Origin of the sequence: Rathayibacter sp. AY1B8 (assembly GCF_002932775.1) — a bacterium.
GTDB lineage: Bacteria > Actinomycetota > Actinomycetes > Actinomycetales > Microbacteriaceae > Rathayibacter.
On record NZ_PSWJ01000007.1, the window covers coordinates 91,221 to 116,068 of the forward strand.

Genomic DNA, 24,848 nt, shown 5'->3' on the forward strand with positions numbered 1-24,848 from the left:
CCCGCTCCCGGCGCCTAGCGCTGCGGGACCGAGCGGCGCTCCGGCCCGTCATAGGCGGACAGCGGCCGGATGAGCGCGTTCGAGCCCCGCTGCTCGATCACGTGGGCCGTCCAGCCCACCACCCGCGCGGCGACGAACAGCGGAGTGAAGATCCCGGTGTCGAAGCCCATCAGCCGGTAGGCGGGGCCGGACGGGTAGTCGAGGTTCGGCAGGATCCCCGTCCGCTCGGCCATCGCCGCGGCCAGGGCGTCGTACAGCTCCATCATCTCGCCGGCCCCCTCGTGCTCGGCGAGCCGCCGGAGAGCGGCGTCCATGGTCGGCACCCGCGAGTCGCCCGACTTGTAGACCCGGTGGCCGAACCCCATGACCTTCCGGCGCTGCCCGAGCGCCTCGGCGAGCCACTCCCGGGACCGCCGGTCCGCCTCCGGTCCGGTGCCGACCTCGTCGAGCACGTGCAGCACGGCCTCGTTCGCCCCGCCGTGGAGCGGTCCCTTGAGCGCTCCGACGGCGGCGGTCACGGCGGAGTGGACGTCCGACAGCGTCGACGTCACGACGCGGGCCGTGAAGGTCGAGGCGTTGAAGGAGTGCTCGGCGTAGAGCACCAGCGAGACGCGGAACGCGTCGACGACGACCGGCTCCGGCACCTCGCCGAAGGTCGTCCAGAGGAAGTTCTCGGAGTAGTCGAGGTCGTCGCGCGGCTCGATCGGCTCGAGGCCGCGCAGGCGGCGCTGGGCGTAGGCGACGATCGCCGGCAGTGCCGCCCAGAGCCGCACGGAGCGCTCCAGCACGGCATCGGCAGCGTCGGCGTCGGCGTCCGGATCCTCCTCGAGCGCGCCCAGGACGCTCACCGCCGTCCGCACCACGTCCATCGGGTGCGCCGACAGCGGCAGCAGGTCGATCACGGTGCGCACCTCGGGGGCCAGGGCGCGGTGGGCCCGCTCCACGGCGGCCAGCCCGGCCGCCTCCTCAGCAGTGGGGAGCTCGCCGTGCCAGAGCAGCCAGGCCACGTCCTCGAACGAGGTCCCCGCCGCGAGCTCCTGCACGGGGTAGCCGCGGTAGAGCAGCGAGTTCGACGCCGGGTCGACCTTCGAGACGGCCGTCGTGTCGACGACGACCCCCACGAGTCCCTTGCGGATGTCCTGATCGGTCGTGCTCATCCTTCGCTCCTTCGCGAGAGGCGGGCGGCGGCGCCGGGGAGCGCCGCCGGTTCGTGCGGGTCGGCGCGCTCAGGCGCCGTAGTGGTCGGCGAGCGAGAAGTCGAAGACGCCCTCGTCGAAGCGGCTGTACGAGGCGTAGTCGAGGAGCTCGTAGAGCTCGGCGCGCGTCTGCATGCCCGGGACCTCCGAGCGGAGCGACCCCTCCGCCTTGAGGGCGTCGAGTGCCCGCATCGCGGCGCCCATCGCGATCCGGAGCAGCGAGACCGGGTGGATCACGACGTTCACGCCGACGTCGGCGAGCTGCTGCGCGGTGAACAGCTCGCTCTTGCCGAACTCGGTCATGTTGGCGAGGATCGGCACGTCGATCGCGGCGCGCACGGCCTCGAACTCGGACAGGTCGCGCATCGCCTCGGGGAACACCGCGTCGGCTCCGGCGTCGACGAGGCGCTTGGCGCGGTCGATCGCGGCCGGCAGGCCGTCGAGGGCGCGGATGTCGGTGCGGGCCATGATCACCAGATCGGAGTCGCGGCGCGCGTCGACGGCCGCCGCGATCCTCCGCACCGAGGTCGCCTCGTCGACGACCGCCTTGCCGTCGAGGTGCCCGCAGCGCTTGGGGTTCACCTGGTCCTCGATGTGCAGCCCCGCGACTCCGGCGTCCTCGAGCATCTGCACCGTGCGCGCGACGTTCAGCGGCTCACCGAAGCCGGTGTCCGCGTCGACGAGGACCGGCAGGTCGGTCAGGCGCGCGATCTGCTGCGAGCGGCCGGCCACCTCGCTGAGCGTGGTGAGCCCGATGTCCGGCAGCCCCAGCTCGGCCGAGAGCACGGCGCCCGAGACGTAGATCCCGTCGAAGCCCTTCGCCTCGATGAGGCGCGCGGAGAGCGGAGTGAACGCGCCGGGCAGCTGCAGCAGCTCGCCCGAGGCGAGGCGCTCGCGGAAGAGGCGGCGCTTCTCGGCGGGAGTCCGGGTGGAGTGGAGCATCGGGCGTCCTTCCCAGGGCGGTGTCCGGGTCCGAGCGGACCCGCCTCGAATCTATACGCGCTCGGGGCTCGTGCACCCGTCTCGGAGGGAGGCGTCCCGTAGCCTGGAGCGGTCATGCTGCTTCTTCAGACCTCCACCCCGGACCCTGTCGCCGCCACCGTCTCCTTCTTCGAGTCCGAGCCCTTCTGGAAGGTGGTCGCGATCCTCGGGATCGTGCTGGGCGCGCTGCTGGTGCGCGTCATCGCCCACTTCGTGATCGGCCGCGTCGTCGATCAGATCGTGTCGGGAGTGAAGCGCCGCCAGCGCGTCGAGGACACCCAGTCGATCGCCGCGTCGCCGCTCGCGGCCGTGCGGGTGGTGCAGCGCACGCGCACGCTCGGGTCGATCCTCAACAACCTGAGCTCGATCCTGATCGTCGTCATCGCCCTGGTCATGATCGTGACGACGATCGACAAGGACCTCATCGGCTCCTTCGCCCTGCTGACGGCCGCCCTCGGCGCGGGCCTCGGCTTCGGCGCGCAGAACATCGTCAAGGACGTCCTGAACGGGCTGTTCATGGTCGCCGAGGACCAGCTCGGGGTCGGCGACGTCGTCGACACCGGGCAGGCGACGGGCGTGGTCGAGTCGGTCGGCGTCCGCGTGACGCAGATCCGCGACGTCAACGGCACCCTCTGGTTCGTCCGCAACGGCGAGATCGTCCGGGTGGGGAACATGTCGCAGGGCTGGTCGCGCGTCATCGTCGACCTGGCCGTGCCCTACGAGACGGACCTCGAGCAGGTGCAGTCCACGGTCCTCGCGACCGCGAACGAACTGGCGGCGAGCAGCCGCTGGCGGGCCCGGATCATCGACAAGCCCGAGCTCTGGGGCCTGGAGTCCATCGCCGACGACGCCCTGGTCATCCGGGTGGTGGTCAAGACCCGCACCACCGCCAAGGACGACGTCGCCCGCGAGCTGCGCCTGCGCCTGAAGAAGTCGCTCGACGCGCTCGACGTGAAGCTCCCCTCGCTGGCCACCGTCGTCCTCGAGGGCTTCGAGGGGGCGACGAGCGTCGGAGGCGCCAAGCCGCCGCGGACCACGCCCTCCCCCACGATCAGCACCGAGCACGGCAAGCCCGTGCGGCTCCCCCGCGCGCTGCGGCGCGGGAGCGGGACGCCGCCCCAGGACGGCGGCGGCACCTCCGGCCCGACGGGAGCGCGCTCGTGAGCGGCCTGCAGATCGGCGGCACGCCTCCGCTGCGCAGCTTCTGGGAGCACATCGGCGGCCGGCCGACGTTCGAGCGCCTGGTCCGCCGCTTCTACGAGGGCGTCCGCGAGGACGAGGTCCTCTGGCCGATGTACCCCGAGCACGACCTCGAGGGCGCGATCCAGCGGCTGACCGGCTTCCTCGAGCAATACTGGGGCGGCCCGGGCACCTACAGCGAGGAGCGCGGCCACCCGCGCCTGCGGATGCGGCACCAGCCGTTCCGGATCAACCCCGAGGCCCGCGACCACTGGCTCCAGCACATGCGGACGGCCGTCGACGATCTCGAGCTCGCTCCGGCCGACGACGCCCTGCTCTGGGACTACCTGGAGCGCGCCGCCCACGCGATGGTGAACACCTTCGAGGAGTAGCCGCTCAGCCCGGGGTGCGGACCAGCACGTGTCCGCGCCGTGAGGTGAGGCGGCGCCAGGCGCCGCTCTCGAGCAGGGCGACCGGGTCGTCGGCGCCGAGGAACCCGAGCGCGAAGAGGGCGAACGCCGCTCCCGCCGGGACGTCCTCGAGGCCGTCGAGCGGGCGGCCCCAGACGCTCGACCGCACGCGGCCGACGATCTGCTCGCCCGTCTCGGAGCCGACGGCCGCCGCGATCTCGTCGATCCCCTCGCGCGCGACGCGCTCCAGGAAGCCCGGGTCCACGGGCTCGCGCCGGGTCCAGCCGCCGCGGGGCGGGGAGACGCCCGCCCAGGGCCCCGCCGTCGCGTCGTCGCCGTCGGGCAGGACGACCGGCTTGCCGTCCGCTCCGCCCGGCTCCCACTGCAGGCGGGCGAGGCGGTCCGACAGCGCACGGATCGGCACGACCCGGTCGAAGCCGGCGGGCTCGTCGAGCGCGAAGACGCGCAGGCCCAGCACGGTCGCGGAGCGGTCGAGCAGACCGCGGGGCTGGAGGATCGCGGTGTAGGCGGCCAGCACGTGGTCGTCGGCGAGGAGCCGGACCGCACCGTCCTCGACCCGGGCCGAACGGCCGAGGAAGACGCGCAGATCCGACAGGCTGGGCGGATCCGCCAGGGAGAAGGACGAACTCATCGCGTCGATAAACTTACCCGAGGCCGCTCGCCCCACCGCCCGACACCCCGGAGGTACCGTGCCCGATCCCCTGTCCTCGTTCCTCACCGCGCTCGACCTGACGGACACCGGCGCCCGCACCAGCGAGGACATCTCGACGGGTCCCTCGCAGTGGATGCCCGAGGGGCGGGTCTTCGGCGGCCAGGTCCTCGCGCAGTCGCTCATCGCGGCCGGTCGCACCGTCGAGGGGCGCTCCGTGCACTCGATGCACGGGTACTTCCTCCGCCCCGGGGACGTCTCCCTGCCGATCACGTTCTCGGTCGACCGGATCCACGACGGCCGCTCCTTCTGCACGCGGCGGACGCAGGCCTACCAGAACGGACGCCCCATCCTCTCGATGATCGCCTCGTTCCAGACCGAGGACGAGGGTCTCGACCACCAGGCGCCGATGCCGGAGGGGATCCCCGACCCGGAGTCGCTGCCGAGCACCGCTGAGATCCTCGCGGGGGTCGACCACCCGGTCGGCAGCTTCTGGGCCACGCAGCGCCCCTTCGACGTGCGGCACGTCGAGCAGCCGGTGTACCTCCGGGCCGACCCCGAGCGGGTCGCGCACCAGAGCGTGTGGATGCGCTCGCTCGGACCGCTGCCGGACGATCCGATGCTGCACCGCGCCGCCCTCGCCTACGCGAGCGACTACACGATCCTCGAATCCACGCTCCGCCGGCACGGTGCGGCGTGGACGACGCCGGGCCTGCGGATAGCGAGCCTCGACCACGCGATGTGGTGGCACCGCCCCGCGCGCGTGGACCAGTGGCTCCTCTACGTGCAGGAGGCGCCGAGCGCGTCCGGCGGACGCGGGCTCTCGCTCGGGCGCATCTACACGCAGGAGGGCGTGCTCGTGGCGAGCGTCGCCCAGGAGGGCATGGTCCGCGTCCCCCTGGGCTGAGCTCAGCCCCGCTTCGAGAAGGTGATGGGCTCCTCGACGTAGGGGCCCCACGCCTCGCGGAGCTCCTCCGGGATGCGCTGGGGCCTGCCCGTCGCGGCCGTCACCAGCACCAGAGTGGTGGCCGCCTTCGTGAAGAGCACCCGCGGGACGACGCCGGCGGGCGAGTAGAGCTCGTAGCAGACCTCGAGGCTCGCCCCGCCGATCCGCCCGATCCACAGCTCCACGTCGATCGGCGCGCGCATGTACGGGATCGGCGCGAGGTACTCGATCTCCTGCCGGGCGATGAGGCTGATCGACTCGGCGCCCGGCCGTGCGTCGAGCACCGCCGTCGCCATCCCGCCGGGCTGCGGCGAGTCCGGCTTCCAGAACGCCTGGATGCGCGCCTCCTCGAGCAGGCGCAGCATCTCGGCGTTGTTCACGTGCGCGTAGGCGTCGAAGTCCGACCACCGCAGCGGGATGGCGACGTGCAGGCGCATCAGTCGCGGGTGAGCTTGCGGTACGCGGAGCGGTGCGGCTTCGCCGCGTCCGGGCCGAGGCGCTCGATCTTGTTCTCCTCGTACGCCTCGAAGTTGCCCTCGAACCAGTACCAGTTGGCCGGATCCTCCTCGGTGCCCTCGTAGGCGAGGATGTGGGTCGCGATGCGGTCGAGGAACCACCGGTCGTGCGTGATCACCACGGCGCAGCCCGGGAACTCGAGGAGCGCGTTCTCGAGGCTGCCCAGGGTCTCGACGTCCAGGTCGTTGGTGGGCTCGTCGAGCAGGAGCAGGTTGCCGCCCTGCTTGAGCGTCAGCGCGAGGTTGAGGCGGTTCCGCTCGCCACCGGAGAGGACGCCGGCCTTCTTCTGCTGGTCCGGGCCCTTGAAGCCGAACTGCGAGACGTAGGCGCGGGAGGGGATCTCGGTCTTCCCGACGGTGATGTAGTCGTGCCCGTCGGAGACGACCTCCCACAGGTTCTTCTGCGGGTCGATGCCGCCGCGGCTCTGGTCGACGTAGGAGATGTCGACCGTCTCGCCGATCTTCAGGTCGCCCGAGTCGAGCGGCTCGAAGCCCACGATCGTCTTGAAGAGCGTTGTCTTGCCGACGCCGTTCGGGCCGATGACGCCGACGATGCCGTTGCGGGGCAGCGTGAAGCTGAGGTCGTCGATGAGGACGCGCTCGCCGAACTGCTTGTGCAGCTTCTTCGCGTCGATGACCTGGGAGCCCAGACGGGGGCCCACCGGGATGACGATCTCCTCGAAGTCGAGCACGCGCGTCTTCTCGGCCTCGGCCGCCATCTCCTCGTAGCGCGCCAGGCGCGCCTTCGACTTGGCCTGACGGCCCTTGGCGTTGCTGCGCACCCAGTCGAGCTCGGTGGTGAGCCGCTTGGCGAGCTTGGCGTCCTTCTTGCCCTGGACCTCCAGGCGGGCGCTCTTCTTCTCGAGGTACGTCGAGTAGTTGCCCTCGTAGGGGTAGAGGTGGCCGCGGTCGACCTCGGCGATCCACTCCGCGACGTTGTCGAGGAAGTACCGGTCGTGGGTGACGGCGAGCACGGCGCCGGGGTACTTCGAGAGGAACTGCTCGAGCCAGAGCACGCTCTCGGCGTCGAGGTGGTTGGTGGGCTCGTCGAGCAGCAGCAGGTCGGGCTTCTGCAGGAGGAGCTTGGTGAGCGCCACGCGGCGCTTCTCGCCACCCGAGAGGTTGGTGACGAGGGAGTCCCCCGGCGGGGTGCGCAGCGCGTCCATCGCCTGCTCCAGCTGCGAGTCCAGGTCCCAGGCGTCGGCGGCGTCGATCGCCTCCTGCAGGGTCCCCATCTCGGCGAGGAGACTGTCGAAGTCGGCGTCCGGGTCGGCCATCGCGAGGGAGATCTCGTTGAAGCGGTCGATCTTGCCCTTGATCTCGCCCACGCCCTCCTGGACGTTCTCGAGTACCGTCTTGGTCTCGTCGAGCTCGGGCTCCTGCATCAGGATGCCGACGGTGTAGCCCGGGCTGAGCCGCGCCTCGCCGTTGCTCGGCGTGTCCAGCCCCGCCATGATCTTCAGGATCGTCGACTTGCCGGCGCCGTTGGGCCCGACCACGCCGATCTTCGCTCCCGGCAGGAACGACATGGTGACGTCGTCCAGGATCAGCTTGTCGCCGACCGCCTTCCGCGCGCGCACCATCGAGTAGATGTATTCAGCCATGCCCAGTCCTCAAGTCCGTCGGTCTGCGCGGAGTCGGGTCGCCCGCCGGTCCCCTGCTCCGCGCGGAGGCGCTGACGGAGGCTCGGACCGGGGCGGGACGCCGGGCCCCGGCCGACGCGGAGCGCAGGCCGCGGGACCGTCCGCACCAGTCGAGGATAACGGGAACTCGCCGGTCCGCGTCGGAGGGAGCGCCTGAACGCGGACCGCCCTCCGCTCCGGCCGGGCCGGTGGGGAGGGCGGATCGCGTCAGCGGACGACGGTGCGGATCAGCTGCAGGGCGTCAGGCGCTCCACCGCCTCGGACAGCGTGTCCGTGCTGCCGAGCAGGATCACCTGCGTCGCCTTGGACGCGGTGATGTCGGCGAGGACCGCCCGGGGCACGCAGGTGGGCTGGACCGCGAAGAGCGGGCTCCGGGTGTAGCCCGCCGCCGTGGCTCCGGCCAGGGCGTCGGGGAACTTCTCACCGGTCGCGAGGTAGACGGTCGTCGCCGAGGTGAAGGCCGCCTTGTTCAGCTTCTCCGAGGTGTCGTACCGGTCGGTCCCGCCGATGCGGGTGATCACGGGGCCCGTGATCGAGCGCTCGATGCCGGCGCTGACCGAGAGCGTCGAGCCCGCGATCGTCAAGCTACTGACCTTGAGGCCGCTGATGATCTGCTGGGTGAGGGGGTCCACCGTGGAGCCGGTTCCATTGGTCAGCACCACCGGAGCGCGATTCGCGCCGGCTGCGGCGCTGGCGCTCAGGGCGTCGGGGAACTTCTCGCCCGTGGCCAGCCAGGCCATCGGGGAGCCGCCCCTGAAGGCGTCCTGGAGGATCAGCTTCGAGGTGTCGTAGCGGTCGACTCCGCCGATGCGCGTGGTCTTCCCCTTCGGCGCATACGCGGCCAGGTCGCTGTAGACCTGGCTGCCGACGCTGAGCTCGGAGCCGACGACGACGATCTTCGCGGGCTTGAGACGCGTCAGCTCGGTGCGGACGACCTGGCTCATCGAGTCGCGGTCGACCAGGAGCAGCGGCCCGCCCGCCTTGGCCGCGGCGGGTCCGGCGCTGAGCGCGTCCGGGAAGTTCTGCCCGGTGGCGACGTAGACGACGGGGACGTTCGCCGGGAAGGTGCGCTTGGACACCTCGACCGCGGTGCCCTGACGGTCGGTGCCCGAGATGCGCGAGACGACCGGCGAGCCGGCGGGCGGGGCGGTCGGCGTTGCGGTCGGCGTGGGCGTGACCGGAGGAGTGGTCGGGGTCGGCGTGACCGGCGGGGTGGTCGCGGTGGCCGTCGGGGTCGGCGTGACCGGCGGGGTGGTGGCTCCGCTTCCCGTGACGCGGACTGCGGCGTCCGACGTGATGGTCGCTCCGCGGGGCTGCTCCACCCTGCCGTTGCTGACGCCGGTGACCTGGAGCAGGCTGCTCACGCGGTCCTTGTAGGCGTCGTAGGCGCTGGACGGGATCGTCACGGTGACCTTGGACTGATCGTTGTCCGCGACCACCTGGGCGGGGATCCGCTCGGTCCTGCTGGGACCGACGTAGGCGGCGAGCCCCTGGAGGTCGTAGAAGCCGTCCCGGTTGGACTCGAGGACGACGGTGTCGCCACCCTTGACGTCCAGAGCCGTGTCGACCTTCTCGTACGCGAAGTACGCGGCGCTCCGCTGGAGCGTCTGTGCGCTGCTGCTGAGGTCGACCCCGCCGACACCGCCGGCGCCGGAGGCTCCGGCGACGGAGAGGGTGGCCGACGTGGTCAGCTCGAAGCCGCTGTCGACCGGCTGGCCGATCGGACTCTGGTTCTCCTCCAGCGGTTGCTTCTGCGCCGTGATCTGGAGGGCGACAGTCCCACCGCCGAACGAGGAGAGGGGCTGCTTCAGGTCGATGCGGAAGGTGCGATCCCCGGCGTCGAGGTCCACCGCCCCTGTGAGGGCGTAGTCGCCGATCACCCAGTTGTACGTCGTGAACGCCGGGTACCTCCCCGTCGGCCGGGCGGAGTCGGACAGCGTGACGTCGAGCCCGGTGACGTCTCCCGCGACGGGAGCGGTCTGAGCGGCCGAGAACGTCTCGGTGGTCGACCAGTTGTAGGGGGTGACCTTCGTCAGCAGACGCTTCTCCGCTGCGGCAGCCGCTCCGGCTCCTGTCGTCACTCCGAGGACGACGGCTGCCGTGCTCGCGACCGCGATGGCGGTGCGCCTCCACCTCGCTCGCGTCGTCGTCTGCGGTCGGGATGTGGTCATGGCGAGTTCCCCCTCGTCGTGGTCCTCGTGCCGAGCACTCCCGTCGGCACGTCCGTCGCGGTGCCCGCGCTGGGGCACACGTGTCGGTCCGGGCAGCCTAACCGTGCGGAGCGGCGTCCCGGGGAGAGGAGGGCGCCGCCGACCACCGGGATCGCCGACCTGTCCGCTCGCACGAGGCGGTGCTCACGCTCGGATCCGTACCGGTCGGAGTGGTCCTGCAGGAGCGATGGGCGAACACCGGGCTCTCTCGGACTCGACGGGCGAGGGGCCTTGTCGAGGATCCTTTCGTCCTTTCCGACCCCGACCGGGGCGCGAGGCGGAGCGGTTCCCGGTCGAGGCCGGCGCGTCAGCCCTGGATCGGGACGGTCCGGCCGACCAGGCAGGCGCCGGTCGCGATCGGAGCCGCGATCACCGCCCGCACCCCGCCGCTCTTCAGGCCGTACTGGCCGATGAGGCACGACTCCCCGAGCTTGACGGAGACCTGCACCGAGTCCGCGTCGAGTCCGACCGAGGTCTCGTCCGCTGTCAGCTGCATCGACTCGCGGGAGAACCCCGCCGCGACGAGCGCGTCGACCACGCTGGAGCCGCTCACCTCCGGATCGGGCTCGGCCGCCGCGCGAAGGGTCTGCTCGAACACGGGGAGGTTCTGCTCCGTCGTCCCGCCCGGCACGAAGGCGACGGGTGCGGCGGACTCCGCCGGTGCCGGCGCCTCGGCCGCGGAGGAGGACACCACGGGGTCCGGCGCCGACGGCGACGTGCAACCGGAGAGGCAGACGGCGAGACCGCCGAGCACGAGCGCGATGCGGGCCGCTCGGTTCCGTGTCACGCCCGGCTCCTCCCGACCGGGACGGCTCTCGCTCCGGTCCCCCGGATCAGAACGGGGTCTCCCCGGATCCTACCGAGAGACCGGGAGCGCCTCCGCCGACGCCCGCCGCCACCGGCGGCTCGGGCACGGCATCACCGCGGTCATGGCCCGACGCGCCCCAGTCACCCGCCGCGGCGCCCTCGCGCGGCGCCTCCTCGCTCCACGCGGGCTCGGCGGCAGGGGCGGGAGCAGAGGCGCGCCCGACGGTCTTCGTGAAGCTGCTGGTCCCCCAGGCGAGGTCGTGCCCGATGCCCTCGGCCGTGAGGACCACATCGGTACCGGCCTTGCCTCCCGCCTCCCAGGCCCTCACCCCGAGCCGCCCGGTGACGAGGATCCGGTCGCCGCGCGACAGGGAGGACAGCGCGTTGCCGGCCAGGCCGTTGAACGCGGTGACGGTGTACCAGTTCGTCGAGACGTCGACCCAGCGCTGCTCCGAGCGGTCGTAGCGCCGCTGCGTCGAGGCGAGCCGGAAGCTGGTCATCGCGGTGCCGCTGGAGGTGTCGATGCTCCGGGGCTCGGTGCCGATGGTCCCGATGACGGTCAGCGTGTCGGTCATGGTCGTGTCCTCTCTACTCCTGCCCCGCCACGGCTGCGACGGGCACGGCGCCCGGGCGGAGGGGGCTGGTACCGCTCGGGCGCCGCAGTGCCAGTGTCGCGACGAAGGGCCCGCCTCCGAGGTGGAGGCGGGCCCTTCTGGGGAGAGGACGAGCGGATCGTCCCCTGTGGAGGAGCGTTACGACGCGGTGATGTACCTCGAGTAGGACTTGCGGATCTTGTTCACCTTGGGCAGTGCGACCGCCATGCAGTAGCCCTGGCCCGGGTTCTTCGCGAAGAAGTCCTGGTGGTAGTCCTCGGCGGGGTAGTAGACGCCCAGCGGCGAGATTTCAGTGACGATCGGGCCGTCCCACCACTCGGACGCACGGTCGCGCGCGGTCTCGAACAGCTCCTTCTCCTCGTCGGAGGAGTAGAACATCGCCGAGCGGTACTGCGTGCCGACGTCGTTGCCCTGGCGGTTCAGCTGTCGCGGGTCGTGCAGGGTGAAGAAGACGTCGAGGACGACCTGCTCGGGGATGACCTCGGGGTCGAAGGTGACGGCGACGGCCTCGGCGTGGCCGGTGCGCCCGGAGCAGACGTCCTCGTAGTCGGGCTCGGTCGTGCGGCCGCCGGTGTAGCCGGAGACGACGTCGGTCACGCCGTCGAGGACGCGGTAGACGGCGTCCAGACACCAGAAGCATCCTCCGGCGAGTACGAATGTGCGCATTGCGTGTGACTCACTTCCTGTCGCGTCGACGCGTCCGGGGTGCCGGAGGCGTCAGTCGGTCCAACACGCTCACCGCCCCCTGCATTCCGCGGATCCGCCCCCTGCAATAGAGTCGCGGCGTGAGCTACGACGCCGCCCCCGCCCGCTACGACCGCATGGACTACCGACGCACCGGACGGAGCGGCCTGCTGCTGCCCGCCCTGTCGCTGGGCCTCTGGCACAACTTCGGATCCGACCGCTCCCTTGACACGCAGCGCGCGATCCTCCGCCGCGCGTTCGACCTGGGCGTCACCCACTTCGACCTCGCGAACAACTACGGACCGCCCTACGGCGCCGCCGAGACGGCCTTCGGCCGCATCCTCGCGGAGGACCTCCGCCCGTACCGCGACGAGATCGTCATCTCGTCCAAGGCCGGATACGACATGTGGCCCGGCCCGTACGGGGACGGCGGCTCGCGCAAGTACCTGCTCTCCTCGCTCGACCAGAGCCTGCAGCGGATCGGCGTCGACTACGTGGACGTCTTCTACTCGCACCGGCCGGACCCGGAGACTCCGATCGAGGAGACCATGGGCGCTCTCGTCTCGGCGGTGGAGTCGGGCAAGGCGCTCTACGCCGGCATCTCGAACTACTCGCCCGAGCAGACCCGGGCCGCGCAGGCGGCACTGGCGGGCAGCGGAGTGCCGCTCCTCCTGCACCAGCCCCGCTACTCGCTCTTCGACCGCGGACCCGAGGACGGCCTCTTCCCCGTGCTCGACGAGCTCGGCACCGGCTGCATCGTCTTCTCGCCGCTGGCGCAGGGGCTCCTGACGGACCGCTACCTCGACGGCACCGTGCCGGAGGGGTCCCGTGCGGCGACGTCGCGCTTCCTCTCCTCCGACCGGATCGACGACGCGTACCTGACGCGCGCCCGCGGCCTGAACGCGATCGCGCAGCAGCGCGGCCAGTCGCTGGCCCAGCTCGCCCTGAGCTGGGTGCTCCGGGTGCCCACCGTCACGAGCGCCATCATCGGAGCGTCGAGCGTCGCGCAGCTCGAGCAGAACTTCGCCGCGCTGGACGCCGGCCCCCTCTCGCAGGAGGAGATCGACGCGATCGAGGAGTTCGCGGTGCACGGCACGACCCTTCGCTGACGCCCCGGCGGGGATGTCGGTGGTCGGCCGTAGTCTGCGACAGCACTCGGCCGGTGGGTGCTCCGAGACTCGAGCAGGAGGAACCGATGTCCCTGTCCACGCTGCACGCCACCCGCACCCCGCCGACGCTCACCCGGGTCAACGCCCGGCTGTGGCGCGTGAGCACCGGCTCGGGTGCCGTCGTCGGCCACATCGAGCTGGTCGAGGATCCGCTCGGCGAGCGGTACCGCGCCCGGCTGCTGCGGGCGGGCATGCCCGCCGGCGCTGAGCTCGGCGAGTTCTGGAGCGTCGACGACGCGATCGAGGTCTTCCGCGTCGCCTGACGCGCCGATCCGCCCGGTCGGCGGCGTGCCGACCGGGCCGCGGCGACCGCCCCGGATAGCGTTCGCCCCATGCAGTGGTGGAACGAGTTCATGTCCTGGATCCGCACGAGCGACGGACACCAGGCGGTCTTCACGGCCGCTGTGGTCCTGCTGGCCGTGGTGGTCGGAGCGATCGTGATCGCCTCCGTCTTCCGAGCGTCCATCGCGCGCCTCATCCGTCAGCAGGATCACGAGCGGAAGAACGCGGTCATCGCGACGCTCGTCGACGCCGCGGTCGACGCCTCGGCCTGGAACGTCCTCAGCAGCCCGGAGCGCGTCCTCAGCGACCGCGCTTCCGCGCAGGCCGAGACGCACCTGCGCCTCCTGCCCGTCAAGGGCTCCGGAGTCGCGGCCAACTGGGCCGCTCACGAGCTCGCCGAGCTGAAGCACACGTCGAGCACCGGCGGCTACCAGACGCAGGCGAGCGTGGGCGAGTTCCGCGACCGCCTCGTGCAGTGGCGGGACAAGCCCGGGCGCGCCCGGAAGGCCTTCCTCGCCGACCTCGAGCGCTGGCGCTTCTCGGAGACGGGTCGAGACCGCTCCGCCAAGTCCGCTCCGTCGTCCGATCGGGCCGCGAGCACCGCCGAGGCCGCTCCCCAGCGCACCGCTCCCCCGGCCGCCGCACCGACCGCCGTCGCACCGGTCTTCGTCGGCGCGGGCTCCGCCTCCGGCTCTGCAGCCCCGCAGACGCCCACGATCGTCCTCCCCGCGTCGGCCGGGGACGCCTCGCAGGAGGAGACCCGCCGCCTGCTCGCCGACGTCGACCGCCTGGAGGTGCCGTCGCGCGAGCGTCCCGTGGAGGAGCTGCCGCCCGTCGACCCGCAGCGCTCGGCTCCTGCCGCCCAGCCGCAGCCGGACGCGGAGCACGACGCGACGCCGTCGGCTCCGGCCGACGGAGACCGCGACGGCGTGCCGGCCGACGACGAGGCGGTCGTCCGGGCGGACGAGGCCCGGTTCGAGCGGTCCGCCTCGGACGACGACCGAGGCCAGGAGCGCAGCTCGGTCTGAGTGCTCCCGACCACGTGAAGAAGGCCCCGATCGCGAGTGCGATCGGGGCCTTCTCCGTGGTGCGGGCGGTGCGTGTACTGACTAGCTGTGTGCATCACGTGCACGGGCGACTCGGCCGACCAGTACGGCGAGGGGCGCCGCGACGATCGTCCACGCGACGGCGATTCCACCGAGGATGGCGAGGAGCAGCATGGTCGTACCTCCGTTCGTTACGTCGTTGTAATTCCGGACACCCCAAGACTAGGCGCCTGAATGACACTCAAACGACTTCGGGTGGGAAACACGCCGGTGTTGCCTCCGATTTGCCGGTGTGTTACTGGTGGAGCGACCGCGAGTCCTCGTCCGAGGGTCACCGGAGCGGAGGAAAACCCCGTGGGTGCCGGGCGTCACTCCTCGGAGGAGCGCAGCGCCGCCCGAGGAGAGGCCGCGACGCGGTCGAAGGACGGGCGCGAGGCGTCGACGCTGATCCGCACGCCACCGGGACAAGACTAGGGACGGCGACCGGCGCGCTCCCGATCCGATGGTGCCCCCGGCAGGAATCGAACCTGCGACCAAGAGATTAGAAGGCTCCTGCTCTATCCGCTGAGCTACGGGGGCGGACTGCGACCACGATACCGAAGCGCAGAGGCCGCGCCCGCCGGGGCCTAGGTGCCCCGGACGAGTCCCAGCACTCCCACGACCAGGGAGACCACGGCGAGGGCGAGCGACACGCCGATGAGCACCGTGTGCACGCGGAGGAAGGTCGTCGCGCGGCCGTCCGCGTCGCGCGCCCGCGGGTCCTTGCGGACGCGGCGGAGGAAGGGCGGCCAGACGATCGCGTTCCACACGGCGTTGACGATCAGGAGGCAGCAGGCGAGCGTGATCACGAGGGTCCAGTGTAGGAGGAGCGGGACGGCCGGACCGGGTGTCGGCGGCCGCCGATAGACTGCCCCGCATGAGTAGCGCCCCCGACCGTCTTGTCTGGATCGACTGCGAGATGACGGGGCTCGACCTCTCCGTCGACGAGCTCGTCGAGATCGCCGTCGTCGTCACCGACTTCGAGCTGAACCCGCTCGACGAGGGGCTCTCCCTCGTCATCCGGCCCGACGCGACCGCGCTCGAGAACATGGGCGACTTCGTCCGGTCGATGCACGAGACCTCCGGGCTGCTGGTCGAGATCCCCTCCGGCGTCAGCGTCGCGGAGGCCGAGTACGAGGTGCTGGAGTACGTGCTGAAGCACGTCCCGGCGGAGCAGCAGGCCCCCCTCGCCGGCAACTCGATCGGCACCGACCGCGCCTTCCTCGCGAAGTTCATGCCGCGTCTCGACGGCCACCTGCACTACCGCAACGTCGACGTCAGCACGATCAAGGAGCTGGCACGGCGCTGGTTCCCGCGCATCTACTTCAACGCGCCCAAGAAGCACGGCGGACACCGCGCCCTCGCCGACATCCTCGAGAGCATCCGCGAGCTGCAGTACTACCGCCGTGCCGTGTTCGTGGAGCAGCCGGGGCCGAGCACCGCCGAGGTGCAGGCAGTGTCGGCCGCCGTCGTGGACGAGTTCGCCTCGCGGATGTAGTACTCTCGTACAGTTGCTTCGGCGGGTCACCCCGCCGGAACACGCTCCTGGTGGGTATAGCTCAGTTGGCAGAGCGCCTGGTTGTGGTCTAGGAGGTCGCGGGTTCGAGCCCCGTTACTCACCCCAGTGGCTGTGCATGCAGCGGAAGAGGCCCGGAGTTCCGACTCCGGGCCTCTTCGCACATCCGGCGACCGGCAGCGATCGCCGACGCAGAGAGGTCCCGGATGCTCGAGCTGGACGAGGACGCCTTCGAAGCCCTGGTGATCTCCGAGCTCGACGCGCTCCCGGACGACATGGTCGACGGGCTCGACAACGTCGTGTTCGTCGTGGAGGACCGGCCCGAGGACGGGACCCTGGATCTGCTCGGCTACTACGACGGCGTCGCCCTCACCGAGCGCGAGCGCTACGGCTTCGGCGAGATGCCCGACCGCATCGTGCTGTTCCGCGAGCCGCACCTCGCCGCGTGCGACGATCTGGACGCGCTGCGCGACGAGATCCACGTCACGCTCGTCCACGAGATCGCCCACTTCTACGGCATCGACGACGACCGGCTGCACGAGCTCGGCTGGGCCTGATCACCGCCGAGGGCGAGCCTCTCACCGGCATCCGCGCGTCGCCGCGCTCGGAGGGGACCCCTCAGCCGCGCACCGCTCCCCCGCCGCCCGTGTCCAGCACGAGGTCGGCGTTCTCCCGGGGCCGCTCCCGAGCGCAGTAGGAGCGGAAGTCGCGGTCCCAGGCGTCCCAGTGCGGAGCGAAGAGCTCGCCGTCGCGCTCGAGCGCGCGCACGCGCCGCACCTCGTCGTCGGCCTCGAGCCAGACCACCAGATCGGCGTGGCGGCGCGCGGCGGCGCCGGCCGATCCGCAGCCCTCGAGCACGAGAAGCGTCTCGCGGACGACGCGGCGCCCGGCCGTCGTCCCCGCGGCCCAGTTCCAGGGCCGCCAGTGCGCCGCGAGGCCGAGGCCGTGGGGGCGGACGAGCGTCCCGGCCGTCTCCCGCGACGCCCGGTCCAGGCCCGTCCAGCCGGGGTAGAGGTCGTCCATCCGCACGAGCGCGACCGACGATGCCGCCGGCGCGAGACGGAGCTGCTCGACCAGCGCGCGCGCGAACGTCGACTTGCCGGAGCCGCTCGGTCCGTCCAGCAGCACCGTCCGACGACGCCGCGCGATCACGGAGCGGGCGAGGTCGCCCGCCGTGTGATCCGTCAGCGGCAGGATCCGCTCAGCCATGCAGGACGAAGCTCCAGGAGCCGGTGACGACGGCGGCGGTCACGGCGACGGCAGCGATCAGCACTCCGCCCGCGAGCAGCAGGAGGTCGCCGGCTCCGAGGCGCGACTGCCGCGCCCAGGTGCGCGGGACGCCGGAGCCGAAGCCCTTCGCCTCCATCGCCGTCGCGAGCCTGCTCCCCCGCCGGATGGCCAGCACGAGCAGCGAGAACGTGCGGGCCGCGAGGCTGCGGAGCGCCTCGACGGGCCCGCGGCCGTCGGCGACCCCACGGGCCCGGCGGGCCATCGACAGGGTGCGCCAGTCGTCGACGAGCAGACCGACGAGCCGCATGCCGGCGAGAGCGCCGAGCACGAAGCGCGAGGGCAGGCGCAGGATCTGCGCGAGGCCGTCCGCCAGGTCCGTCGGGTCGGTGGTGGCGATGAGGACCACGCTCGGCAGTCCGATCGCCAGGACGCGCAGCGCGATGGCCAGCCCGAGGGCGACGGATCCCTCCGTGACCGAGACGATGAGGAACTCCGCGAAGACGGCGCCGCTGTCGCGACCGTAGAGAACAGTCGAGAGGCCGGCGAGCGGAGCCGCGATCCAGACGGGAGCCGTCCGCCGCACGAGCTCGCCCGCCCGGAGCCCCGCGAAGGGCAGAACCAGCAGCTCGAGCGCCAGCGCCGTCGCCGCGGAGACCGCATCGACCGTGAGGAGGAGCGCGAACGCGATGACCAGGCTGGCGAGGAGCTTGGCCACCGGGTTGGCCCGGGCGATCCGGCTGCGCGCGGGAACGGAGTCGAGGAGCGTCATCCCGACACCGCCTCGCGGGCGCCGAGGGTGACGACCGAGTCGGCGAGGGCGGCGACCAGCGCCTCGTCGTGGGTGACGGCGAGCACCGCCGTGCCCGCGTCGCGCTGCTCGGCGAGGAGGTCGACGAGCACCTCCCAGGTCAGGCGGTCCTGCCCGAACGTCGGCTCGTCGAGGACGAGCACGGACGGCGACCGGGTGAGGGCGGACGCGACGGCCAGGCGCCGCTTCTCGCCTCCGGAGAGGGTGAACGGATTGGCGTCGGCGAGGTGCGCGAGGCCGAGGCGCTCCAGGAGCTCCTCCGCCCGATGCCGCTCCGTCTCGTCGCGGGCGCCCAGCGCGAGCTCGGCGCGCACGCGAGCGGTGAGGAACTGGTGCTCCGGCTCCTGGAACACCATCGCGATCCGTCCGGCGAGCTGAGCCGAGGTCCAGCGGATCGGCTCCGGGCCCGCACCGGAGCGGAGCGACTCGGAGGCGGTCACCCGCCCCGCGACCGGCGGCAGGAGACCGGCCAGCGTGAGCGCGAGGGTCGACTTCCCCGCGCCGTTGGGTCCCAGCACGGCCGTGGCCCGCGCGGAGTCGACGGCGAGCTCGAGCCCCGAGGCCACGATGGTCGAGCGGCGGCGCCCGAGGACGGGCCGGCCGATGGCGAGGTCGTGCGCGCTCAGGGCGGCGGGCGAGGGCAGCACGCTCGCCCCGCGCCGGGCGGGGGTGTCACCGGGCAGCCAGACGCCGGAGGCGCGGAGCACGTCGTGCGTTCGATCGAGGACCTCGACTGGAGCGCCGTCGGCGACGACCGCGCCGTCCCGCCCGAGCACCACGACCCGGTCGACGAGGCCGACCCACACGTCGACCCGGTGCTCGACGACGATCAGCGTCGCCCCCGTGCGGGCGGCCGTGCGCTCCACCGCCGCCCGCACCTCGCGTACACCGTCCGGATCGAGGTTGGCGGTGGGCTCGTCGAGGAGCAGGAGCCGCGGACGCATGGCGAGCACACCCGCCAGGGCGAGCCTCTGCTTCTGCCCGCCCGAGAGCGCCGAGGTGGAGTGGTCCAACGGCACGTCGAGCCCGACGTCGCCGAGTGCCTCCCGCACCCGCGCGGGGATCTCCTCGCGCGGCACGCCGAGGTTCTCGCAGGCGAACGCGACGTCGTCGCCGACCCGCGCCAGGACCGCCTGAGTGTCCGGATCCTGCAGCACGAGCCCAGCGACACCGCGCCGGGTGAGCGGCGCGGCTCCGTCGATCTCGAGCTCGCCCGCCGCGGAGCCGTCCTCCTCCCCGCCGAGGACGCCGGCCAGGGCGTGCAGCAGCGTGCTCTTTCCCGCGCCGGAGGGGCCGAGGAGCAGCACGCGCTCCCCCGGCTCCAGCGCGAGATCGAGGCCGGAGAGGGCGTCGCGGGAGCGTCCCGCGTGCCGCCAGCTCCAGCCCCGCGCCCGGACGTAAGCGCCGCTCATCGAGCGCCCGCGCCGGCTCCCTCGACCGTCCGGCCCTCGCGCCCGGAGGCGAAGCGGTCCAGCGCTCCCGAGGCCGCGAGCCCCCGCACCGCGAACCAGGACAGCAGCCCGGCCAGGAGCGCGCCCGAGACGATCGAGGAGGCGACGTAGACGGTCTTGAAGAGCGCATCGTTGACGGCGTAGTACGACAGCAGGTCGTTGATCGCGAGGGCGAGCCCCGCACCGGCACCGGCCAGCATCGCGACGAGCGGACGGCCGCTGCGGTAGAGGAAGAGCGCCAGGACGATCTCCGCGCCGAGTCCCTGCACGAGTCCGGAGATCAGCACGGTGAAGCCCCACTGGGTGCCGATCAGAGCCGACACGGCCGCGGCGACCAGCTCGGTGTAGAGCGCGGCTCCGGGCTTGCGGATGATCAGGCCGCCGAGGACGCCGGCGAAGAGCCAGCCGCCGCCGAGGAGCCCGCCGAGCCCGGGCAGGAACTCGAAGGCGAGGCCGAGGACGTTCGTCGCCAGGCCCCAGGCCCAGAAGACGATCCCGCTCGCGACGGCGACGACGCTCGCCACCACGATGTCGACGACCCGCCAGCGCAGATCGCGCCGGGCCGGGGCGGAGGAGGTGAGGTTCTGCGCGTTCGTGTTCTGCGCGTTCGTGTTCTGCGCGTTCGTGTTCTGCGCGTTCGTGTTCTGCACTGACGTGCCCTTTCGTGGAAGCGAATGGAGGGCACGGGTTGGTAAGAGGAGATCGAAACGTTCCTTCGCTGGCATGACCCAGATCAGGTTCGACGGTCGAAGGCTGCTGCCTTCCTCTCAGCCCGGTGCACCGGACTCCCGTGTTCGTCGGCAATTATAGACGTCATGTCGTGGTCGGTGGTCGTCGTCCTGGCCGTGCTGCTGATCGTCCTGCTGCAGGCCCTGCTCTGGCAACGCCGTGCGCGGATCCGCCGCGAGCTGCTCAGCTACGGCACGCGGGTGCCGGCGCGCGTCGTCGGGCCGGATCCGGCACGCGGCGATCGCGATTCGGCACGGGATCTGGGCAGGCTCCTGGTCGTCTACCGGACCGCCGAGGGTGTGGAGAAGCGCGCGCAGAAGTACCCGCTGAAGCGGGGGGACGCGTGGATGGCCGGTGAGCCCGCCGCGGTGATCTACGATCCCCGCCGGCCGGACGACGCCGAGCGGCTGATCGTCGGCTTCGGCCGGACGAAGAAGAAGTGGTACCCCGCGCGCCAGCAGCGCGCCAGCTGACGCGGGGCCGCTCCGGCTACTTCTTGAGGGCGCGGATGATGCGCGCGAGGGCCTTGCCGGTCACCCACACGAAGGGGATGCCGACGGCGAGGACCGAGATCACGTTCGGCTGGAACCGCAGGCCGAGGTCGTCTTTGATGTAGGCGCCGATCGGGATGACCGTGGCGCCGCCGCCTCCGCCGCCGCCCTCCTGGCCGTCCTCGGAGCCGCTGCCTCCGCCGAAGCCGAACCAGCGGAGGGCGACGGGGACGAGCGAGACGCCGTCGACGGTGACGGGCTCGCCGTAGATCGTCGCGGTACCCGCGGTGGTGACGGTGTCGGCCAGGGAGACTGCGATGTTGGGCATGGTGCGACGGTACTCCGCGGCTCTCCGCGGCGACAAGCGGCCCGCCGGGGCGCACAGGACTCGTCCATGGACCTCCGGGGACCTGCTGCCATGATCGACGGATGTCCGCCCGCACCCGCCGCCGCCGCCCCGTGCGCTCGGCCGCGGTGGCGGTCGCGAGCCTCGTGCTCGCCGCCTTCCTCGCCTTCCACCGCGCGCTGCCCGATCCGATCGGCTGGCTGTCGGTCCTCGAGGTCGGGATCCCGTGGACGGGGCTCGTCGTGTTGCTCCTCATCGCGGCCGCGGCGGCCCTCCGGTCGCGCCGGACGGCGGCCGCGGTCACCGTGCTGGCGATGGTCTACGGCGTGCTGGTGCTGCCGGTCGCGCTTCCGGCGCCGGCCGTGCGCTCCGGCTCGTTCACCGTCGTCAGCCAGAACATCGAGACGAGCAGCGACGCCGGTGGGCTGGCCGCCTCGCTCGCCGCCCGCGGCCCCGACGTGATCGCGCTGCAGGAGCTCGACGGAGACGCCGTGGACGCGGTCGACGCCGAGCTGGCCGACGAGTACCCGTACTCGTCCGTCTCGAGCACCGTCGGCGTCTGGAGCCGGACCGAGCTGACCGACGAGGAGCCGCTCGACCTCGGTCTCGGCTGGGAGCGCGCGCTCGCCGTCGATGTCGACACGCCGGTCGGCAGCGCGCGCCTGTTCGTGGTGCACCTGGCCTCGTTCCGGCCGGGCGACCACGAGGAGCGGGACACCATGCTCTCGAACCTCGCCACCGCTCTCCGAGACGACGAGTCGGAGCGGACACTGGTCATCGGCGATTTCAACACGCCGACGGACGACCACCTGTTCGCTCCGGTGCTGGCGGAGGCGGGCCTCGTCCGCACGGGCGGTGTCGGCTTCCCGGCGACCTGGCCGTCCCTGCTGCCGCTCGTCTCGCTCGACCACGCGCTCGCCGACGGCGTCACCGCCGCGACCGTCGCGGTCCTGCCGCCGAACGGCTCCGACCACCGCCCGATCAGTCTGACGATCGGTTCCGCGTAGCGAGCGTGTCGCTGAGGTCGATCCCCTTGGCCGACTCGGGAGCCGACCGGGACAGGAGCGAGGCGGGACGCACGGCCCCGGAGCCGAAGCGGGCGGCCACGCCGTCGACCGCGAGCTCCGCGTCGCGCCAGTCGTCGGAGTCGCTCCACAGGGAGAACGCGACGTCGTCGCCCTCGACCAGCTGCTCGCCGCGCACGCCGATCAGCCGCACGGGCCGCCGCATCGGGTTGGCCGCCTCGAGGAGCGCGGAGGAGGCCTCGTAGAGGACCCGGGCCACGTCCGTCGCCTCGACGAGCGTGCGGGAGCGGGTGAGGGTGCTGAAGTCGCCGAAGCGCACCTTCACCGCGACGGTGCGGCAGCGCACTCCCGAGCGGCGCATCCGCACGGCGACCTTGTCGCAGAGCCGCAGCAGCTCACGACGGACGAGCTCGGGGTCGGCCACGTCGTCGGCGAACGTGATCTCGTGTCCGGCGCTCTTCTCGATCTGGCGGGTGTCGACCGGCCGCGGATCCACCCCGTTCGCCAGGGCGTGCAGGCGCCTCCCGGTCGCCTCGCCGAGGGCGGACACCAGCGACGGCAGCGGGGTGGTCGCGACGTCGGCGACGGTGCGCAGACCGCGGCGGACGAGCGCCTCCTCCGTGCTCGCGCCGACTCCCCACAGCGCGCTCACGGGCAGCGGATCGAGGAACTCGCGGACGCCGTCGGCGGGGACGACCAGCAGACCGTCGGGCTTGGAGCGGCCGGAGGCGAGCTTGGCGACGAACTTGGTGCTGGCGATCCCGACCGAGCAGGTCAGCCCGAGCTCGGCGTGCACCCGGCGGCGGATCTCGGTGCCGATCGCGAACGGCGAGCCCGAGATGCGGCGGGCACCCGCGACGTCGAGGAACGCCTCGTCGATGCTCAGGCGCTCGACCAGCGGCGTGAAGGAGTCGAAGATCGCCATGACGCGGCGAGAGGCCTCGCGGTAGCGCTCCATGTGCGGCTCGAGGACCACGGCCTGCGGGCAGCGGCGGAGGGCGACCGCCATGGGCATCGCCGAGTTGACGCCGTAGCGGCGCGCCTCGTAGGTCGCCGCTGTGACGACGGAGCGCGCTCCGTGGTGGCCCACGATGACCGGCCTCCCGCGCAGATCCGGCCGGTCGAGCAGCTCGACGGAGGCGAAGAACGCGTCCATGTCGATGTGCATGATGCTCGCGCGCGGGTCGTCGAAGGGCTCGGTCGTGACCTGCCGCCCCGTGCCGTCCTGCTTGCTCACGCGGTGCCGTCCTGCTCGCTCACGCCGCGCCGTCCTGCCTGCTCACGCCGCTCCGTCCTGCTCGCCCACGCCTCGGGACATGCTCCCACGCACCACCGACATCGGCCGCTCGACCGCCGCGCCCGGGAATGAGCGCCGACCACTCGCGGTTGACCCGAGCACCACGACGCTCCGGAGAGACCATGACGCACGAGCAGCCCGACTCCCCCACCGCCACCGAGACCGGCCCCGGCGCCGAGATGAGCCGCTGGCTCGATCTGCAGGACCGCGCCCACCGCGCCTTCGAGCTCCGGCTGAGCGCCGTCGAGGACTGGTCGGCCCCCACGCCCGACACCGAGTGGGACACGCGCGCTCTGGTGCTGCACGTCGTCCGCGAGCAGCAGCGCGCGCACACGCTCCTCTCGGGCGGCGACGAGTCGGCGCTGCGACTCGAGTCCGTCGCCACCGATCTGAGGAGCGAGTGGCGCCGCGTGACCGACCGCCTGCGCGTCGCTGTCCGCACCGTCGACCCGGCGGCGACCGTGCAGCTGGGGCGCGACACCGTCAGCGCCGTCGAGCTGCTGCAGGAGCAGACGGCCGATGTGACCGTCCACGCCTGGGACCTCGCCCGCGCGACCGGCAGCGACGAGCGGCTGGACGAGGAGCTCGTCGCAGCGGTCTGGGAGCTCTTCGCACCCCAGGAGGAGACCCTGCGCGCGAGCGGCCTCTACGCCGCGCCCGTGCCGGTCGACGACGCCGCCGCCCTCCAGAGCCGCCTGCTCGCCATCACCGGACGCGACGACCGCCTCGCCGCCTGACGGCCCGGCGCCCGGACGCCGTCAAGGCCTGGGGGCGTCCAGGGACGCCGCGGCAGGATGGAGGGGACCACGAACACGGGGCGACCCGCCCCGACGAGGAGAGGAACGTCCATGACACGCATCGCCGTCATCGGAGCCCACGGCAAGGTGGGGCAGCAGATCCTGCACCTGCTGTACGACGCCGGCCACGAGTCGGTCGGAGTGATCCGCAACCCCGATCACGCCGAGGACATCGTCCGGCTGGGCGGCGAGCCGCTCGTGCACGACCTCGAGGACACCACGCCCGAGGCCTTCGCCGAGGCGCTGGGCCACGTCGACGGCATGGTCTTCACCGCCGGAGCCGGACCCGACTCGGGCCCGGAGCGCAAGCGCACCGTCGACCTGGGGGCGTCCGTCCTCAGCCAGAAGGCCGCCGCGATCGTCGGGGTCCAGCACTTCGTGCAGGTCAGTGCGATCGGTGTGGACGAGCCGCTCCCCGAGGACACGGAGGAGGGCTGGAAGGCCTACGTCGAGGCCAAGCGCGACGCCGACGCGGCACTGCGCGACTCCGGCCTCGACTACACGATCCTCCGCCCGGGCGGGCTGACGGACGACGAGGGCACCGGCACGATCACGCTCGGCACCTCCGTCGAGAAGGGGAGCATCCCGCGAGCGGACGTCGCCGCGACGGTGATCGCCGCCCTGGCGCAGCCGACCTCCATCGCGAAGACGTGGGAGATCGTCTCCGGTCCCACCCCGATCGAGGACGCGGTGGCTCAGGGAGCCTGAGCCCCGGCCCCTCCTCCTAGAGTGGGGCGGGTGAGCACCCACCCGCCCCACTCTAGGAG

At 72.3% G+C, this 24,848-nt stretch carries 28 protein-coding genes, 2 tRNA genes and 1 riboswitch; of the genes, 13 read left to right on the top strand and 17 right to left on the bottom strand.

All coding sequences use genetic code 11. From position 1 onward, the window contains the following. Positions 1–14: 14 nt before the first annotated feature. Both C5C63_RS06765 and prpB read right to left on the bottom strand, forming a co-directional pair. Positions 15–1,157, bottom strand: coding sequence for a bifunctional 2-methylcitrate synthase/citrate synthase (locus C5C63_RS06765; protein WP_104325740.1), 1,143 nt, complete (start codon positions 1,155–1,157; stop codon positions 15–17). 69 nt (positions 1,158–1,226) lie between these two features. After that, positions 1,227–2,138 carry a methylisocitrate lyase gene (prpB, locus tag C5C63_RS06770; RefSeq protein ID WP_104223704.1) on the bottom strand — a complete coding sequence of 304 codons (912 nt, stop codon included), beginning with the start codon at positions 2,136–2,138 and terminating at the stop codon, positions 1,227–1,229. A gap of 114 nt (positions 2,139–2,252) precedes the next feature. Between prpB and C5C63_RS06775 the strand changes: the two genes are divergently transcribed. Together C5C63_RS06775 and C5C63_RS06780 are read left to right on the top strand one after the other, a co-directional pair. Further along, positions 2,253–3,341: a mechanosensitive ion channel family protein gene (locus C5C63_RS06775; protein ID WP_104223705.1), complete on the top strand. Its 1,089-nt coding sequence runs from the start codon at positions 2,253–2,255 to the stop codon at positions 3,339–3,341. Beyond that, on the top strand, positions 3,338–3,748 hold the full coding sequence (locus tag C5C63_RS06780) for a globin (RefSeq protein ID WP_279630823.1): 411 nt from the start codon (positions 3,338–3,340) through the stop codon (positions 3,746–3,748). The genes C5C63_RS06775 and C5C63_RS06780 overlap by 4 nt, the downstream gene beginning before the upstream one ends. A gap of 4 nt (positions 3,749–3,752) precedes the next feature. Here C5C63_RS06780 and C5C63_RS06785 read toward each other — a convergent pair whose 3' ends face one another. Next, the gene (locus tag C5C63_RS06785) at positions 3,753–4,418 is read right to left on the bottom strand and encodes a hypothetical protein (protein ID WP_104223706.1); all 666 of its coding nucleotides are present in this window, start codon (positions 4,416–4,418) and stop codon (positions 3,753–3,755) included. A 58-nt stretch (positions 4,419–4,476) separates the two neighbouring features. On the opposite strand from C5C63_RS06785, the gene C5C63_RS06790 reads away from it, so the two are divergent. Beyond that, positions 4,477–5,343 (top strand): acyl-CoA thioesterase II, encoded by an 867-nt coding sequence (locus tag C5C63_RS06790; protein WP_244230637.1) that lies wholly within the window; start codon positions 4,477–4,479, stop codon positions 5,341–5,343. A gap of 2 nt (positions 5,344–5,345) precedes the next feature. On the opposite strand, the gene C5C63_RS06795 is transcribed toward C5C63_RS06790, so the two are convergent. From C5C63_RS06795 to msrA, 6 genes are all read right to left on the bottom strand, one after another. Next, the gene (locus C5C63_RS06795; RefSeq protein ID WP_104223707.1) at positions 5,346–5,819 is read right to left on the bottom strand and encodes a thioesterase family protein; all 474 of its coding nucleotides are present in this window, start codon (positions 5,817–5,819) and stop codon (positions 5,346–5,348) included. Further along, positions 5,819–7,501, bottom strand: coding sequence for an energy-dependent translational throttle protein EttA (gene ettA, locus C5C63_RS06800; protein ID WP_104223708.1), 1,683 nt, complete (start codon positions 7,499–7,501; stop codon positions 5,819–5,821). The genes C5C63_RS06795 and ettA overlap by 1 nt, the downstream gene beginning before the upstream one ends. Positions 7,502–7,767: 266 nt before the next feature. Continuing rightward, entirely contained in the window at positions 7,768–9,711 is a 1,944-nt protein-coding gene (locus tag C5C63_RS06805) for a cell wall-binding repeat-containing protein (RefSeq protein ID WP_104325741.1), read from the bottom strand. A gap of 346 nt (positions 9,712–10,057) precedes the next feature. Beyond that, positions 10,058–10,537: a DUF6993 domain-containing protein gene (locus C5C63_RS06810; protein ID WP_104292167.1), complete on the bottom strand. Its 480-nt coding sequence runs from the start codon at positions 10,535–10,537 to the stop codon at positions 10,058–10,060. Between the two features lie 46 nt (positions 10,538–10,583). Next, positions 10,584–11,132, bottom strand: coding sequence for a single-stranded DNA-binding protein (locus C5C63_RS06815; RefSeq protein WP_104274010.1), 549 nt, complete (start codon positions 11,130–11,132; stop codon positions 10,584–10,586). A gap of 177 nt (positions 11,133–11,309) precedes the next feature. Beyond that, on the bottom strand, positions 11,310–11,837 hold the full coding sequence (gene msrA / locus C5C63_RS06820) for a peptide-methionine (S)-S-oxide reductase MsrA (protein WP_104223713.1): 528 nt from the start codon (positions 11,835–11,837) through the stop codon (positions 11,310–11,312). A 119-nt stretch (positions 11,838–11,956) separates the two neighbouring features. Here msrA and C5C63_RS06825 point away from each other — a divergent pair, with 119 nt between their 5' ends. The 3 genes from C5C63_RS06825 (at position 11,957) to C5C63_RS06835 (ending at position 14,334) form a co-directional block, all read left to right on the top strand. Next, positions 11,957–12,964, top strand: a complete 1,008-nt coding sequence (locus C5C63_RS06825) for an aldo/keto reductase (protein ID WP_104325742.1) — start codon at positions 11,957–11,959, stop codon at positions 12,962–12,964. 86 nt (positions 12,965–13,050) lie between these two features. Next, positions 13,051–13,287, top strand: a complete 237-nt coding sequence (locus tag C5C63_RS06830) for a hypothetical protein (protein ID WP_104223715.1) — start codon at positions 13,051–13,053, stop codon at positions 13,285–13,287. A gap of 69 nt (positions 13,288–13,356) precedes the next feature. Beyond that, positions 13,357–14,334: a hypothetical protein gene (locus C5C63_RS06835; protein WP_104325743.1), complete on the top strand. Its 978-nt coding sequence runs from the start codon at positions 13,357–13,359 to the stop codon at positions 14,332–14,334. A 521-nt stretch (positions 14,335–14,855) separates the two neighbouring features. Here the strand turns inward: C5C63_RS06835 and C5C63_RS06840 are convergent. Together C5C63_RS06840 and C5C63_RS06845 are read right to left on the bottom strand one after the other, a co-directional pair. After that, positions 14,856–14,931, bottom strand: a tRNA-Arg gene (locus tag C5C63_RS06840). Between the two features lie 47 nt (positions 14,932–14,978). Further along, positions 14,979–15,200 carry an SCO4848 family membrane protein gene (locus tag C5C63_RS06845; RefSeq protein WP_104325744.1) on the bottom strand — a complete coding sequence of 74 codons (222 nt, stop codon included), beginning with the start codon at positions 15,198–15,200 and terminating at the stop codon, positions 14,979–14,981. Positions 15,201–15,268: 68 nt separating this feature from the next. Here C5C63_RS06845 and orn point away from each other — a divergent pair, with 68 nt between their 5' ends. The 3 genes from orn to C5C63_RS06860 all read left to right on the top strand — a co-directional run bounded on the left by orn (position 15,269) and on the right by C5C63_RS06860 (position 16,464). Then, a complete protein-coding gene (gene orn / locus C5C63_RS06850) occupies positions 15,269–15,889 on the top strand; it encodes an oligoribonuclease (protein WP_104223718.1) in 621 nt (206 codons plus the stop codon). A 50-nt stretch (positions 15,890–15,939) separates the two neighbouring features. Beyond that, positions 15,940–16,015: transfer RNA gene (locus C5C63_RS06855), tRNA-His, on the top strand. Between the two features lie 98 nt (positions 16,016–16,113). Next, positions 16,114–16,464 (top strand): metallopeptidase family protein, encoded by a 351-nt coding sequence (locus tag C5C63_RS06860; RefSeq protein WP_104223719.1) that lies wholly within the window; start codon positions 16,114–16,116, stop codon positions 16,462–16,464. 61 nt (positions 16,465–16,525) lie between these two features. On the opposite strand, the gene C5C63_RS06865 is transcribed toward C5C63_RS06860, so the two are convergent. Genes C5C63_RS06865 through C5C63_RS06880 form a run of 4 tightly spaced genes read right to left on the bottom strand, consistent with a single transcriptional unit; the run spans position 16,526 to position 20,046 of the window. After that, the gene (locus C5C63_RS06865; RefSeq protein WP_181133507.1) at positions 16,526–17,116 is read right to left on the bottom strand and encodes an AAA family ATPase; all 591 of its coding nucleotides are present in this window, start codon (positions 17,114–17,116) and stop codon (positions 16,526–16,528) included. Further along, positions 17,109–17,906: an energy-coupling factor transporter transmembrane protein EcfT gene (locus C5C63_RS06870; RefSeq protein ID WP_104232521.1), complete on the bottom strand. Its 798-nt coding sequence runs from the start codon at positions 17,904–17,906 to the stop codon at positions 17,109–17,111. Before C5C63_RS06870 ends, C5C63_RS06865 begins: the two co-directional genes overlap by 8 nt. After that, on the bottom strand, positions 17,903–19,357 hold the full coding sequence (locus C5C63_RS06875; protein WP_104325745.1) for an ABC transporter ATP-binding protein: 1,455 nt from the start codon (positions 19,355–19,357) through the stop codon (positions 17,903–17,905). Before C5C63_RS06875 ends, C5C63_RS06870 begins: the two co-directional genes overlap by 4 nt. Then, on the bottom strand, positions 19,354–20,046 hold the full coding sequence (locus C5C63_RS06880) for an ECF transporter S component (RefSeq protein WP_374953318.1): 693 nt from the start codon (positions 20,044–20,046) through the stop codon (positions 19,354–19,356). The genes C5C63_RS06875 and C5C63_RS06880 overlap by 4 nt, the downstream gene beginning before the upstream one ends. 43 nt (positions 20,047–20,089) lie before the next feature. After that, a riboswitch (TPP riboswitch) is annotated at positions 20,090–20,197 on the bottom strand. 14 nt (positions 20,198–20,211) lie between these two features. Here C5C63_RS06880 and C5C63_RS06885 point away from each other — a divergent pair. Then, positions 20,212–20,598: a DUF3592 domain-containing protein gene (locus C5C63_RS06885; RefSeq protein WP_104223723.1), complete on the top strand. Its 387-nt coding sequence runs from the start codon at positions 20,212–20,214 to the stop codon at positions 20,596–20,598. Between the two features lie 16 nt (positions 20,599–20,614). On the opposite strand, the gene C5C63_RS06890 is transcribed toward C5C63_RS06885, so the two are convergent. After that, positions 20,615–20,944 carry a hypothetical protein gene (locus tag C5C63_RS06890; protein ID WP_104223724.1) on the bottom strand — a complete coding sequence of 110 codons (330 nt, stop codon included), beginning with the start codon at positions 20,942–20,944 and terminating at the stop codon, positions 20,615–20,617. Between the two features lie 101 nt (positions 20,945–21,045). On the opposite strand from C5C63_RS06890, the gene C5C63_RS06895 reads away from it, so the two are divergent. Next, positions 21,046–21,969, top strand: a complete 924-nt coding sequence (locus C5C63_RS06895; protein WP_104325746.1) for an endonuclease/exonuclease/phosphatase family protein — start codon at positions 21,046–21,048, stop codon at positions 21,967–21,969. On the opposite strand, the gene dinB is transcribed toward C5C63_RS06895, so the two are convergent. Further along, positions 21,944–23,224: a DNA polymerase IV gene (gene dinB / locus C5C63_RS06900; RefSeq protein WP_104223726.1), complete on the bottom strand. Its 1,281-nt coding sequence runs from the start codon at positions 23,222–23,224 to the stop codon at positions 21,944–21,946. The genes C5C63_RS06895 and dinB overlap by 26 nt on opposite strands. A gap of 182 nt (positions 23,225–23,406) precedes the next feature. On the opposite strand from dinB, the gene C5C63_RS06905 reads away from it, so the two are divergent. Together C5C63_RS06905 and C5C63_RS06910 are read left to right on the top strand one after the other, a co-directional pair. Then, entirely contained in the window at positions 23,407–24,021 is a 615-nt protein-coding gene (locus tag C5C63_RS06905) for a TIGR03086 family metal-binding protein (protein WP_258065402.1), read from the top strand. A 111-nt stretch (positions 24,022–24,132) separates the two neighbouring features. Then, positions 24,133–24,789 (top strand): SDR family oxidoreductase, encoded by a 657-nt coding sequence (locus tag C5C63_RS06910; RefSeq protein ID WP_104223727.1) that lies wholly within the window; start codon positions 24,133–24,135, stop codon positions 24,787–24,789. Positions 24,790–24,848 lie beyond the last annotated feature (59 nt).